The sequence below is a fragment of the Klebsiella sp. 7-CIP_Kleb. genome, assembly GCF_050378655.1.
GTDB lineage: Bacteria > Pseudomonadota > Gammaproteobacteria > Enterobacterales > Enterobacteriaceae > Klebsiella > Klebsiella quasipneumoniae.
Genome location: NZ_JBNRLJ010000017.1, coordinates 13553 through 26319 on the forward strand (window position 1 = coordinate 13553; position 12767 = coordinate 26319).

The 12767-nt window shown below is 54.2% G+C and carries 18 protein-coding genes; 12 read left to right on the forward strand and 6 right to left on the reverse strand.

Going from position 1 to position 12767, the window contains the following annotated elements; translation table 11 throughout:
- Window positions 1-4 precede the first annotated feature (4 nt).
- The 6 genes from rpsD to ACQUTI_RS25560 all read left to right on the forward strand — a co-directional run bounded on the left by rpsD (window position 5) and on the right by ACQUTI_RS25560 (window position 3308).
- Window positions 5-625, forward strand: coding sequence for a 30S ribosomal protein S4 (gene rpsD, locus ACQUTI_RS25535; RefSeq protein WP_002919224.1), 621 nt, complete (start codon window positions 5-7; stop codon window positions 623-625).
- A 25-nt stretch (window positions 626-650) separates the two neighbouring features.
- Window positions 651-1640, forward strand: a complete 990-nt coding sequence (locus ACQUTI_RS25540; RefSeq protein WP_002919219.1) for a DNA-directed RNA polymerase subunit alpha — start codon at window positions 651-653, stop codon at window positions 1638-1640.
- Between the two features lie 40 nt (window positions 1641-1680).
- A complete protein-coding gene (gene rplQ / locus ACQUTI_RS25545) occupies window positions 1681-2067 on the forward strand; it encodes a 50S ribosomal protein L17 (RefSeq protein WP_002919206.1) in 387 nt (128 codons plus the stop codon).
- Between the two features lie 108 nt (window positions 2068-2175).
- A complete protein-coding gene (locus tag ACQUTI_RS25550) occupies window positions 2176-2544 on the forward strand; it encodes a DUF1992 domain-containing protein (protein ID WP_004206795.1) in 369 nt (122 codons plus the stop codon).
- Window positions 2545-2546: 2 nt separating this feature from the next.
- Complete coding sequence (gene zntR, locus ACQUTI_RS25555) at window positions 2547-2972, forward strand: Zn(2+)-responsive transcriptional regulator (RefSeq protein ID WP_122543657.1); 426 nt, start codon at window positions 2547-2549, stop codon at window positions 2970-2972.
- Between the two features lie 57 nt (window positions 2973-3029).
- Window positions 3030-3308, forward strand: coding sequence for an alternative ribosome-rescue factor A (locus tag ACQUTI_RS25560; protein WP_072060957.1), 279 nt, complete (start codon window positions 3030-3032; stop codon window positions 3306-3308).
- Here the strand turns inward: ACQUTI_RS25560 and mscL are convergent.
- The 5 genes from mscL to def all read right to left on the reverse strand — a co-directional run bounded on the left by mscL (window position 3244) and on the right by def (window position 8006).
- The gene (mscL, locus tag ACQUTI_RS25565; protein WP_004206799.1) at window positions 3244-3657 is read right to left on the reverse strand and encodes a large-conductance mechanosensitive channel protein MscL; all 414 of its coding nucleotides are present in this window, start codon (window positions 3655-3657) and stop codon (window positions 3244-3246) included. The genes ACQUTI_RS25560 and mscL overlap by 65 nt on opposite strands.
- Before the next feature lie 139 nt (window positions 3658-3796).
- Complete coding sequence (gene trkA, locus ACQUTI_RS25570; RefSeq protein ID WP_002919153.1) at window positions 3797-5173, reverse strand: Trk system potassium transporter TrkA; 1377 nt, start codon at window positions 5171-5173, stop codon at window positions 3797-3799.
- A 13-nt stretch (window positions 5174-5186) separates the two neighbouring features.
- The gene (gene rsmB / locus ACQUTI_RS25575; protein WP_004206800.1) at window positions 5187-6482 is read right to left on the reverse strand and encodes a 16S rRNA (cytosine(967)-C(5))-methyltransferase RsmB; all 1296 of its coding nucleotides are present in this window, start codon (window positions 6480-6482) and stop codon (window positions 5187-5189) included.
- Between the two features lie 52 nt (window positions 6483-6534).
- On the reverse strand, window positions 6535-7482 hold the full coding sequence (gene fmt, locus ACQUTI_RS25580) for a methionyl-tRNA formyltransferase (RefSeq protein ID WP_122543655.1): 948 nt from the start codon (window positions 7480-7482) through the stop codon (window positions 6535-6537).
- 14 nt (window positions 7483-7496) lie between these two features.
- Window positions 7497-8006, reverse strand: a complete 510-nt coding sequence (gene def, locus ACQUTI_RS25585) for a peptide deformylase (RefSeq protein WP_004206802.1) — start codon at window positions 8004-8006, stop codon at window positions 7497-7499.
- 128 nt (window positions 8007-8134) lie between these two features.
- Here def and dprA point away from each other — a divergent pair, with 128 nt between their 5' ends.
- From dprA to ACQUTI_RS25615, 6 genes are read left to right on the forward strand one after another with little or no spacing between them, the layout of a single operon-like run.
- Window positions 8135-9259, forward strand: coding sequence for a DNA-protecting protein DprA (dprA, locus tag ACQUTI_RS25590; protein ID WP_043523047.1), 1125 nt, complete (start codon window positions 8135-8137; stop codon window positions 9257-9259).
- Entirely contained in the window at window positions 9231-9704 is a 474-nt protein-coding gene (smg, locus tag ACQUTI_RS25595) for a DUF494 family protein Smg (protein WP_002919137.1), read from the forward strand. The genes dprA and smg overlap by 29 nt, the downstream gene beginning before the upstream one ends.
- A 26-nt stretch (window positions 9705-9730) precedes the next feature.
- Complete coding sequence (locus tag ACQUTI_RS25600; protein ID WP_087832902.1) at window positions 9731-10273, forward strand: DNA topoisomerase family protein; 543 nt, start codon at window positions 9731-9733, stop codon at window positions 10271-10273.
- Window positions 10274-10277: 4 nt separating this feature from the next.
- The gene (tsaC, locus tag ACQUTI_RS25605; RefSeq protein WP_119621152.1) at window positions 10278-10850 is read left to right on the forward strand and encodes an L-threonylcarbamoyladenylate synthase type 1 TsaC; all 573 of its coding nucleotides are present in this window, start codon (window positions 10278-10280) and stop codon (window positions 10848-10850) included.
- 3 nt (window positions 10851-10853) lie between these two features.
- The gene (gene aroE, locus ACQUTI_RS25610; RefSeq protein ID WP_048295648.1) at window positions 10854-11672 is read left to right on the forward strand and encodes a shikimate dehydrogenase; all 819 of its coding nucleotides are present in this window, start codon (window positions 10854-10856) and stop codon (window positions 11670-11672) included.
- The gene (locus ACQUTI_RS25615; protein ID WP_043523043.1) at window positions 11669-11926 is read left to right on the forward strand and encodes a DUF1488 domain-containing protein; all 258 of its coding nucleotides are present in this window, start codon (window positions 11669-11671) and stop codon (window positions 11924-11926) included. Before aroE ends, ACQUTI_RS25615 begins: the two co-directional genes overlap by 4 nt.
- Here ACQUTI_RS25615 and ACQUTI_RS25620 read toward each other — a convergent pair.
- Complete coding sequence (locus ACQUTI_RS25620) at window positions 11902-12456, reverse strand: gamma carbonic anhydrase family protein (protein ID WP_023319228.1); 555 nt, start codon at window positions 12454-12456, stop codon at window positions 11902-11904. The genes ACQUTI_RS25615 and ACQUTI_RS25620 overlap by 25 nt on opposite strands.
- Window positions 12457-12767 lie beyond the last annotated feature (311 nt).

Here is a 12767-nt window from a genome sequence, read left to right on the forward strand (position 1 = left end):
GAAAATGGCAAGATATTTGGGTCCTAAGCTCAAGCTGAGCCGTCGTGAGGGCACCGACTTATTCCTTAAGTCTGGCGTTCGCGCGATCGATACCAAGTGTAAAATTGAACAAGCTCCTGGCCAGCACGGTGCGCGTAAGCCGCGTCTGTCTGACTATGGTGTGCAGTTGCGTGAAAAGCAAAAAGTTCGCCGTATGTACGGTGTGCTGGAGCGTCAGTTCCGTAACTACTATAAAGAAGCAGCACGTCTGAAAGGCAACACCGGTGAAAACCTGTTGGCTCTGCTGGAAGGTCGTCTGGACAACGTTGTATACCGTATGGGCTTCGGCGCCACTCGTGCTGAAGCACGCCAGCTGGTTAGCCACAAAGCGATTATGGTAAACGGTCGTGTTGTTAACATCGCTTCTTATCAGGTTAAAGCGAATGACGTTGTCAGCATTCGTGAGAAAGCGAAAAAGCAATCTCGCGTGAAAGCCGCTCTGGAGCTGGCTGAGCAGCGTGAAAAGCCAACCTGGCTGGAAGTTGATGCTGGCAAGATGGAAGGTACGTTCAAGCGTCAGCCGGAGCGTTCTGATCTGTCTGCGGACATTAACGAACACCTGATCGTCGAGCTTTACTCCAAGTAAAGCTTAGTACCAAAGAGAGGACACAATGCAGGGTTCTGTGACAGAGTTTCTAAAACCGCGCCTGGTCGATATCGAGCAAGTGAGTTCGACGCACGCCAAGGTGACCCTTGAGCCTTTAGAGCGTGGCTTCGGCCATACTCTGGGTAACGCACTGCGCCGTATTCTGCTCTCATCGATGCCGGGTTGCGCGGTGACCGAGGTTGAGATTGATGGTGTACTGCACGAGTACAGCACCAAAGAAGGCGTTCAGGAAGACATCCTTGAAATCCTGCTCAACCTGAAAGGGCTGGCGGTGAGAGTTCAGGGTAAAGATGAAGTCATCCTTACTTTGAATAAATCTGGCATTGGCCCTGTGACCGCAGCCGACATTACCCACGACGGTGATGTCGAAATCGTCAAGCCGCAGCACGTGATTTGCCACCTGACTGATGAGAACGCTGCTATCAGCATGCGTATCAAAGTTCAGCGCGGTCGCGGTTATGTGCCGGCTTCTGCCCGAATTCATTCGGAAGAAGATGAGCGCCCAATCGGCCGTCTGCTGGTCGACGCCTGCTACAGCCCTGTAGAGCGTATTGCCTACAATGTTGAAGCTGCGCGTGTAGAACAGCGTACCGACCTGGACAAGCTGGTCATCGAAATGGAAACCAACGGCACAATCGATCCTGAAGAGGCGATTCGTCGTGCGGCAACCATCCTGGCTGAACAACTGGAAGCTTTTGTTGACTTACGTGATGTACGTCAGCCAGAAGTGAAAGAAGAGAAACCAGAATTCGATCCGATCCTGCTGCGCCCTGTTGACGATCTGGAATTGACTGTCCGCTCTGCTAACTGCCTCAAGGCAGAAGCTATCCACTATATCGGTGATCTGGTACAGCGTACCGAGGTTGAGTTGCTGAAAACGCCGAACCTGGGTAAAAAATCTCTTACTGAGATTAAAGACGTGCTGGCTTCCCGTGGACTGTCTCTGGGCATGCGCCTGGAAAACTGGCCACCAGCAAGCATTGCTGACGAGTAACCGGATCACAGGTTAAGGTTTTACTGAGAAGGATAAGGTCATGCGCCATCGTAAGAGTGGTCGTCAACTGAACCGCAACAGCAGCCATCGCCAGGCTATGTTCCGTAACATGGCAGGTTCGCTGGTTCGTCATGAAATCATCAAGACGACCCTGCCGAAAGCGAAAGAACTGCGTCGCGTAGTTGAGCCGCTGATTACTCTTGCCAAGACTGATAGCGTTGCTAATCGTCGTCTGGCATTCGCCCGCACTCGTGACAACGAGATCGTGGCAAAACTGTTTAACGAGCTGGGCCCGCGTTTCGCGAGCCGCGCCGGTGGTTACACTCGCATTCTGAAGTGTGGCTTCCGTGCAGGCGACAACGCGCCGATGGCATACATCGAGCTGGTTGATCGTGCTGAGCCGAAAGCAGAAGCTGCTGCAGAGTAATCTGTAGTAACGTAAAAAAACCCGCCCCGGCGGGTTTTTTTATATCTACCTCATCCCCACTTCACTACAATATCTGTACTCTTTTTGTTCATCCCCCGGAGCCGTAGAATGTGGTTACTGGATCAGTGGGCAGAACGCCATATCCTCGATGCCCAAACCAAAGGCGAGTTCGATAATTTACCCGGTAGCGGCGTACCGCTAACTCTCGATGACGATTCGCATGTACCGGCCGAGCTGCGGGCAGGCTATCGCCTTCTGAAGAATGCAGGGTGTCTTCCCCCGGAGCTGGAGCAGCGCAGAGAGGCGGTGGCTCTGGCAGACTTGCTTAAGGGGGTGCGTCAGGACGACCCGCGGCATGGCGAACTCAGCAAGCGCCTTGCTCTGCTCGAGCTTAAGCTGCGTCAGGCAGGACTGAACACCGACTTTTTACGCGGTGAGTACGCCGATGCGTTGCTGCATAAAATCAATCAGGAGTGAATATGTATCGTATTGGTGAGCTGGCAAAACTGGCTGATGTGACGCCAGATACCATCCGTTATTATGAAAAACAGCAAATGATGGATCATGACGTGCGCACTGAGGGGGGATTTCGTCTTTACTCGGATAACGATCTTCAGCGTCTGCGCTTTATTCGCTATGCCCGTCAGCTGGGCTTTACTCTGGAAGCGATCCGCGAATTATTGTCGATCCGTATCGATCCGGAACATCACACCTGTCAGGAGTCGAAAGGGATCGTTCAGGCGCGATTAAGCGAAGTTGAGGCGAGGATCAACGAGCTACAAACGATGCGTCACTCTCTGCAACGGCTCAACGACGCCTGCTGCGGCACAGCTCACAGCAGCGTTTACTGTTCGATCCTCGAGGCCCTTGAGCAAGGCGCCAGTAACGGCAATGCCAGCTGTTGATTTTTTGTGCGCGCGGATCTACACTCGCGCGGAATTCACACATGTACTGGAGTTACTATGAGTCGCTATCAGCATACCAAAGGGCAAATTAAAGATAACGCCATTGAAGCACTTCTCCACGATCCATTATTCAGGCAGCGTGTAGAGAAGAACAAGAAAGGGAAGGGAAGCTATCAACGTAAAGATAAACATGCAGCAAGGATGGACCGGGAGGCCAGTGGCAAGCAAGCGAATCGCTTTTTTACCACTGGCCTTCTGCTTTCGCTGCTGATTAAGAACGCTTGTTTTGTTCTTTCAGCAGATCGCGAATTTCGCTCAGCAGTACTTCTTCTTTAGAGGGCGCTGGCGGTGCCGCCGGAGCCTCTTCTTTCTTGCGATTTAACTTATTCATCAGTTTAATCGCCATGAAAATGGCAAATGCGACAATGATGAAATCGAAAACGTTCTGAATAAACACCCCATAGTGCATCACCACTGCCGGTACATCACCCTGGGCATCGCGCAGCGTGACGGCAAACTGTTTAAAATCGATCCCGCCAATCAACAGTCCGAGCGGCGGCATAATAATATCCGCGACCAGCGACGAAACAATTTTACCGAATGCTGCACCGATGATCACACCCACTGCCAAATCGACAACGTTCCCGCGCATCGCGAATTCGCGAAACTCTTTTAAAAAACTCATTTTATTCTCCTTGAGCCAGCTGACGTTGTAAGTTTAACAAATGTATTTTCATTTGCCATTCCCCGTAGAGCGTTACAGGAAAATATTAACCTTTGAATAATAAGGGATAATAAAAGGCGCCTGTTCGACGCCCTGGGAATTAGAGGAAGAAAGGACTTGGCTGGAACAGCCTTTCTACATCGGAAATAAACTTTTTATCAGTCAAAAACATGATCACATGATCGCCCTGCTCGATCCGCAGATTATTATTGGCGATCATCACGTCATTCCCGCGCACGACGGCGCCAATGATCGTGCCTGGCGGAAGCTTGATCTCATCGATCGATCGCCCGACCACCCGCGAGGTGCTCTCATCGCCGTGTGCCACTGCTTCGATCGCTTCCGCAACGCCGCGGCGCAGGGAGGAGACGCCGACAATATCGGCTTTACGAACATGGCTGAGTAGGGCGGAAATCGTGGCCTGCTGAGGCGATATCGCGATATCGATGACGCTACCCTGAACCAGATCCACATAGGCTCTACGCTGGATCAGCACCATCACTTTTTTAGCCCCCATTCGCTTGGCCAGCATCGCAGACATGATGTTTGCTTCGTCATCGTTAGTGACGGCAATAAACAGGTCCACCTGGTCAATATGCTCTTCGGCCAGCAGCTCCTGATCCGATGCATCACCGTAGAAGACGATAGTATGCTGCAGTTTTTCTGCCAGCTCAGCGGCTCGCTGCTGATTGCGCTCAATAAGCTTAACGCTGTAGTCTTTTTCCAGCTTATGGGCCAGGCCCGCGCCAATATTGCCGCCGCCGACCAACATGATGCGTTTATAAGGCTTCTCCAGACGCTGGAGTTCGCTCATGACCGCCCTGATATGCTGCGAGGCGGCAATAAAGAAGACTTCATCGCCGGCCTCGACAATCGTCGAACCCTGTGGGCGAATGGGGCGATCGTGGCGGAAAATAGCGGCCACACGCGTATCGATATGCGGCATATGCTCACGCATGGTGGACAATGCATTACCCACCAGCGGACCACCGTAATAGGCTTTCACCACGGCGAGGCTGACTTTCCCTTCCGCGAAGTTCACGACCTGCAGCGCGCCGGGATATTCTATCAGACGGTGAATATTGTCGATGACCAGCTGTTCCGGAGCGATTAAGTGATCGATGGGCACTGCTTCAGAATTGAAGAGCTTTTCCGCATCGCGGACGTAATCAGGCGCACGAATACGAGCAATACGGTTTGGCGTATTGAATAACGAATAGGCGACCTGGCAGGCCACCATGTTGGTTTCATCCGAACTGGTGACCGCCACCAGCATATCGGCATCATCGGCTCCTGCCTCGCGCAGTACGCGGGGGTGAGAACCGTGCCCCTGGACGACACGCAGGTCGAACTTATCCTGCAGGCTGCGCAGACGGTCGCCATTGGTATCAACCAGCGTAATATCATTGTTCTCGCCGACGAGGTTCTCCGCCAGCGTGCCGCCGACCTGGCCGGCGCCCAGAATAATAATCTTCATCTGCAGTGATCCATTAGTTGCGACGTTTGATTAGCTTAGCGTAAAAGAAGCCATCGCCTTCTTCCGCACCCGGCAGATTTTGCTGTCCCGGGCTTGCCGGCGTACCGGTTGCGTCAAGCTCCGCATCCGGGGTCCGCGCGAGGAAGGCGGCAATTTGCTGGCTATTCTCTTCCGGCAGAATAGAACAGGTAGCGTAAACCAACGTGCCGCCTGGTTTCAGATGCCCCCAGATGGCATTGAGGATCTCGGCCTGTAGCTGGGCTAAATCGGCGATGTCCCGATCCCGGCGCAGCCATTTGATATCCGGATGGCGGCGAATAACACCGGTGGCGGAACAGGGGGCATCCAGCAGAATACGATCGAACTGCTCGCTGCCACACCACTGCTCAGGGAAGCGACCATCGCCCTGTTTGACTTCGGCTTTCATGCCCAGCCGTTTCAGGTTGTCATAGACGCGGGAAAGACGCTGTTCATCAATGTCCACCGCCATGACCTCAGCCTGGGGAGCGACCTCCAGAATATGCGTCGTCTTGCCGCCCGGCGCAGCGCAGAGATCAAGAATGCGCTCGCCGTTTTCCGGCTGCAGATAGCGCATGCAGCCCTGGGCCGAGGCATCCTGAACGGTTACCCATCCTTCGGCAAAACCCGGCAACGTATGGACCGGGGCAGGGGTGGCCAGACGCACGGCGTCGGGATAGTCAGGGTGGGTGAAACCTTCTAAACCGGCCTCTTTAAGCAGAGCAAGCCATTCATCTCGGGAATGATGGTTGCGGTTAACGCGCAGCCACATCGGCGGGCGCTGGTTGTTAGCGTCGACAATCTCCTGCCAGTGTTGCGGCCAGGCCTGCTGCAGACGCTTCAGCAGCCATTTGGGATGAAGGTAGCGGTTTTCCTGCCCGGCGAATTCTGCCAGTAGCTCTTCCTGTTGGCGCTGAAACTGGCGTAACACCCCATTGATCAGCCCTTTAAGCTGCGGGCGCTTAATCGCCACCGCGCCTTCTACCGTTTCAGCCAGCGCGGCGTGTGGAGGGATGCGGGTGTAGAGTAACTGATAGAGCCCAACCATAATCAGAAAGTGCACGGTGCGCTGTTTGCCGGTCATCGGACGCGCCATCAGCTTGCTGATAAGCCACTCCAGCTGGCTGAGCGTACGCAGTACGCCAAAACACAGCTCCTGCAGCAGCGCTTTGTCTTTATCGCTGACTTTTTGCTGTAGAGGGGGCAGGACGTTGCTTAAAGACTGACCTTTTTCAACGACTTGCTCGATAGCCTGGGCGGCCAGGCTGCGTAAATTTATATTCTTTTTCATAAGCGCAAAAATAAAAATGCCCGGCGAACCCGGGCTTCAGAAGAGACGACCGTCAGGCGAGACGGGTGCCAGGCGTAAACCACTCCCGGCGGGAATTGAGTAAATCCTGGGCGCTCATCGCTTTTTTACCCGCAGGCTGTAGCGATTCCAGACTGAGGATCCCATCGCCTGTGGCGACCTGGATACCCTGTTTGGTTGCTGCCACGATAGTACCTGGTTCGGCATGTGCGGCTTCGGCAATGACCGATGCCCGCCACACTTTTAGCGGCTGCCCGCCAATTTCCAGCCAGCTCATTGGCCACGGATTAAAGGCGCGGATGCAGCGCTCCAGCTGTGCGGCGGAAAGCGACCAGTCGATGCGAGCTTCTTCTTTACTCAGCTTCTCGGCGTGGCACACCAGCGATTCATCCTGTACTTCAGGCTGTGCGGTGCCGTTGGCCAGCTGGGCCAAAGTTGCCAGCAGACCTTGAGGGCCGAGCTCGGCCAGCTTATCGTACAGGCTGCCGCTGGTATCCTCTGCGGTAATGGGGCAGGAAAGCTTATACAGCATATCACCCGTATCAAGGCCGACGTCCATCTGCATGATGGTTACGCCTGTTTCGCTATCCCCCGCCCACAGCGAACGCTGGATCGGCGCTGCGCCACGCCAGCGCGGCAGCAGGGAGCCGTGAACGTTGATACAGCCCAGACGGGGCATCTCCAGCACCGCTTTCGGCAGAATCAAACCGTACGCCACCACCACCATAATATCGGCGCCGAGATCGGCGACTAATTGTTGGTTGTCCTGCGGACGCAGGGAGGATGGCTGGAATACAGGTAAGTTATGGGCTTCAGCCAGCACCTTTACCGGGCTCGGCATCAATTTTTTGCCGCGGCCAGCAGGGCGGTCTGGCTGAGTGAATACGCCAACAACCTGATGTTCAGACGACAACAGCGCGTCAAGATGACGCGCTGCAAAATCGGGGGTGCCGGCGAAAATGATACGTAGTGATTGTGACACGGTATTCCTTGTTATCAGGCACGGGAACGTAAACGATCCAGTTTCTCAACCTTCTGACGAATGCGCTGTTGTTTGAGCGGTGACAGATAATCAATAAACAGTTTGCCGACCAGATGATCCATCTCATGCTGAATACAGATAGCCAGCAGGCCATCGGCCTCCAGTTCAAATGGCTTACCGTCGCGATCCAGCGCGCGGATCTTCACTTTTTCCGCACGCGGCACCAGGGCGCGCTGTTCCGGAATAGACAGGCAGCCTTCTTCAATGCCGGTTTCGCCATCTTTTTCCAGCAGCTCCGGGTTGATTAACACCAGCTGCTCTTCACGATTTTCCGACACATCAATAACGATAATGCGCTGATGGATATCGACCTGGGTCGCGGCCAGACCAATGCCCTCCTCAGCGTACATGGTGTCGAACATATCATCGACGATACGCTGAATTTCCGCATTCACTTCTTTGACCGGCTCGGCGACTTTGCGAAGGCGCTCGTCCGGAATATGTAACACTTGCAAAACTGCCATAAAGTTCCAGAGTCGTATTCAGGAGTTGATAAGATTATTAGCTCTATTCTAGACAAAACACCCTGCAATTGACAGTCTCACTGTCCAATCGCAAAGATTGTCAATACCGCTTATGGCAGGGGGTAAGGATGACGCCTGACGAGATTTGGCTGCGGCTGATGAAGGTCAGTAGCTTGTATGGCGACAGGATGGTAGAGATCGCTCAGCGCTTATGCGCAGCCGCCAGCGTTGATCATGAAGCGCTGCATGCCGTCGGGATGACCGCGGCGCAGGCAACGTTATTTTTCCGGCTTGACGAGCATGAGCTTGACGAGACGCGGCGCTGGCTGGAACAACCGGATCATCATCTGTTACGGGGTGACGATCCGCGCTATCCATTGCGGTTAAAGGCTATCGCTGATTACCCCGGCGCGTTGCTGGTCAGCGGCGATCCCGCTCTGCTTCACAGCGCGCAGCTTGCCGTTATTGGCAGTCGCTTGCATTCCTGGTATGGCGCTCGCTGGGGGAAGCTGTTCAGCGAAACGTTGGCGCGTAAAGGGATGACTATCACCAGTGGGTTGGCGTTAGGCATTGATGGCGTCGCGCATCGCGGCGCGCTCGCGGCCGAGGGCAAAACCATCGCGGTACTGGGCAACGGACTGGGCCGGGTTTATCCGCGGCGCCATGCGAGCCTCGCCCAGCAGATCGTCGATAATGGCGGTGCGCTGGTGTCTGAATTTCCACTTATAACGCCGCCGCTTCCCGCGCATTTCCCCAGGCGCAACCGGATTATCAGCGGCCTGAGCCTGGGCGTGCTGGTGGTTGAGGCGGCATTGAGAAGCGGTTCGCTGGTTACCGTCCGCTGTGCTCTGGAACAGGGAAGGGATGTGTTTGCCCTGCCTGGGCCGATAGGCAATCCGGGATCGGAAGGCCCACACTGGTTAATTAAGCAAGGCGCGGTGCCGGTGACCTCGCCAGAGGATATTGTGGAATACTGGCACAACGAGCTGGCCTGGCTAACTGATACGTCTGATTCGATAAATAATTGCGCCGATCAGCCGTCTGTAGCATTGCCATTTCCGGAGCTCCTGGCTAACGTAGGAGATGAGGTAACACCTGTTGACGTTGTCGCTGAACGTGCCGGCCAATCTGTGCCAGTAACCGTAGCTCAGCTACTTGAACTGGAGTTAGCAGGCTGGATCGCAGCTGTACCCGGCGGCTATGTCCGATTAAGGAGGGCAAGCCATGTTCGACGTACTCATGTATTTGTTTGAAACTTACATCCATAGCGAAGCAGAAATGCGTGTGGATCAGGACAAACTGACGCGGGATCTTACCGACGCAGGTTTTGAGCGGGAAGATATCTATAACGCGTTAATGTGGCTCGAGAAACTGGCTGATTATCAGGAAGGTCTCGTTGAACCCATGCAGCTCGCTTCCGACCCGCTGTCGCTTCGGGTATATACCGAAGAGGAGTGCCAGCGTCTGGACGCCAGTTGCCGGGGGTTTTTACTCTTCCTCGAGCAGATTCAGGTGTTGAACCTCGAAACGCGAGAAATGGTGATAGAGCGCGTACTGGCGCTGGATACGGCAGAATTTGAGCTGGAGGACCTGAAATGGGTCATCCTGATGGTACTGTTCAATATTCCGGGCTGTGAAAACGCCTATCAGCAAATGGAAGAATTACTCTTCGAAGTAAATGAAGGTATGCTGCATTAATCTTTTTGCAGCAACATCGAGTTGTTATGACCAAATCAGCACTGTTTTCGGTGCGTAAAAATGAGCCCTGCCCACAGTGCGGGGCTGAACTGGTGATCCGTTCCGGGAGACATGGCCCGTTTCTCGGCTGTTCGCATTATCCGGACTGTGACTATATCCGTCCCCTGAAAAGTCAGGCTGACGGGCATGTCGTTAAGGTGCTGGAGGGGCAAGCATGCCCATCGTGCGGCGCGGTTATGGTGCTACGCCAGGGGCGTTTTGGGATGTTCATTGGCTGTAGCCACTATCCGGAATGCGAACATACTGAGGTAATTGATAAACCAGATGAGACGGCTATTGCTTGCCCACAGTGCGGACAAGGCCATCTGGTCCAGCGTCGTTCCCGTTTCGGTAAAACCTTTCACTCCTGCGATCGCTATCCTGATTGCCAGTTCGTTATCAATTTTAAACCGGTGGCGGGCGAATGCCCTGAATGCCATTACCCGCTGTTAATAGAAAAGAAGACGGCGCAGGGGCTCAGACGCTTCTGTGCCAGTAAACAATGTGGAAAGCCGATCCCGGCGGAATAAATCAGTGAACAATAACCTGCCCTCAGAAGCCGTCGCCCATGCCGTGGCGGTCCTGAATAATGAATATGTCATCGCCTATCCCACGGAAGCCGTTTTTGGCGTCGGCTGCGACCCTGACAGCGAAACGGCCGTTATGCGTCTGCTGGAGCTGAAGCAACGTCCTGTTGAGAAGGGATTGATCCTTATCGCCGCTAGCTTTGAGCAACTCAAGCCCTATATTGATGATTCACGGTTAAGTGATTCGCAGCGGGCAGCGATCTTTTCCTGCTGGCCAGGACCGGTGACGTTTGTATTCCCGGCGCGTCCTGAAACACCACGCTGGCTGACTGGTCGTTTTGATTCGCTGGCTGTACGCGTGACCAACCATCCGCTGGTGATTGAATTGTGCGAAGCCTACGGAAAACCGCTGGTCTCGACGAGCGCCAATCTCACCGGGCAACCGCCTTGCCGCACCACCGCAGAAGTCCGTGCTCAGTTTGGTGACAGCTTCCCGGTCGTGGATGGCGCTACGGGCGGACGGCAAAATCCATCTGAAATACGTGATGCCCTGACGGGTGAACTATTCCGCCAGGGGTGAACCATGGAAACCTATGCTGTTTTTGGTAATCCGATCGCGCACAGCAAGTCGCCTTCTATTCACCAGCTGTTTGCCCGCCAGTTAGGGATTACCCATCCTTATGGACGTGTGCTGGCGCCGCTGGACGATTTTGTCTCTTCTCTCAATCAGTTTTTTGCGCAGGGAGGAAAGGGCGCCAATGTTACCGTTCCTTTTAAAGAAGAAGCCTTTGCGCGCGCGGATGAACTGACAGAACGCGCTGCGCTGGCGGGAGCGGTGAATACCCTGAAACGTCTCGAAGACGGGCGTTTGCTGGGCGACAACACGGACGGTATTGGTCTGCTGAGCGATCTGGAGCGTCTGGGATTCATTAAGCCACGCCAGCGGATCCTGCTTATCGGTGCCGGTGGCGCATCGCGTGGGGTGCTGCTGCCGCTGCTGTCGCTGGGATGTGCCGTCACGATCGTCAATCGCACCTACGCTCGTGCCCATGAGTTAGCCACGCTCTTCGCCCATACCGGCAGCGTCAGCGCAAGGGAGATGGATACCTTATCCGGGGAAACATTCGATCTGATCATCAATGCGACGTCCAGTGGAATAGACGGTGATGTACCGGCTATCCCGGCCTCTGTTGTCAACGCTGACATGTATTGCTATGACATGTTTTACCAGAAAGGGCCGACACCGTTTCTTCACTGGTGCCAGCAGCATGGCGCAACCCACTGTGCTGACGGGCTGGGAATGCTGGTGGCGCAAGCCGCCCATGCCGTTCTGCTATGGCACGGCGTCCTGCCGGCTATCACCCCGGTTATAGAAAGGCTGCAACAGGAACTGAATGCATGAATCAGGCGATTCAGTTTCCCGATCGGGAATCATGGGATGCCGAACGGCAGGGCGTGGTGTTTCCCGCGCTGGTTAATGGGATGCAATTAACCTGCGCAATTTCAGGGCAGATCCTGCAGCAGCGTTTTGGCGCAGAGGGGCCAGCGCAGTGGCTGGCCGCATTCCAGGAACATCGTTGGGATCTTGAGGAAGAGGCAGAGGCATTGATCCGCGATAATCAGGAGGATGCTCAGGGTTGGGTCTGGCTCTCCTGATCCAGATATTCATCTTTCCATTTCACATAGTTATTTGCTGAATACTTAAGGCCTTCCCGCTCCGCCTCTGTCAGGGGGCGGATCTGTTTGACCGGATTGCCAAAGTAAAGGAAGCCGCTTTCCAGCTGTTTGTTCTGCGGTACGAGACTTCCCGCGCCAATCATGACGTCATCGCCAACGACGACACCATCTAATAAGATCGAACCCATACCAACCAGTACGCGGTTGCCGATAGTGCAGCCGTGCAGCATCACTTTGTGGCCAACCGTCACATCCTCTCCAATGATCAGTGGATTTCCCTCAGGCTTGTAAGAGGATTTATGGGTCACGTGTAGAACGCTGCCGTCCTGAATATTGCTGCGTTGACCTATCGATACATAGTTGACGTCGCCGCGAATGGCTACCAGAGGCCAGACGCTGACGTCATCGGCAATTCTGACATCACCGATAACGACGCTGGATGCGTCAATCATGACGCGAAGACCGATTTGCGGGAAAAATGCTTTATAGGGGCGCAGTTGAGCAGACATGTTGACCTCAAAAATAGGGGAGCGTAAGAAGACTTTGGTGGCTTTTATCTCGCTCTGCAACCCCTGAAAACGGTGAAAATTGAGCAAATCGTGCAATTACACGGCGAAAAGGGTGAAAAATCACCATTCAGAAAAAAAGATCGAAAAAAGGCTTGTGCAAAAAAATGGGATCCCTATAATGCGCACCCACTGACACGGCAGATGTGAATCACTTCACACAAACAGCCGGTTCGGTTGAAGAGAAAAATCCTGAAAAACGGGTTGACTCTGAAAGAGGAAAGCGTAATATACGCCACCTCGCGACAGAGCGC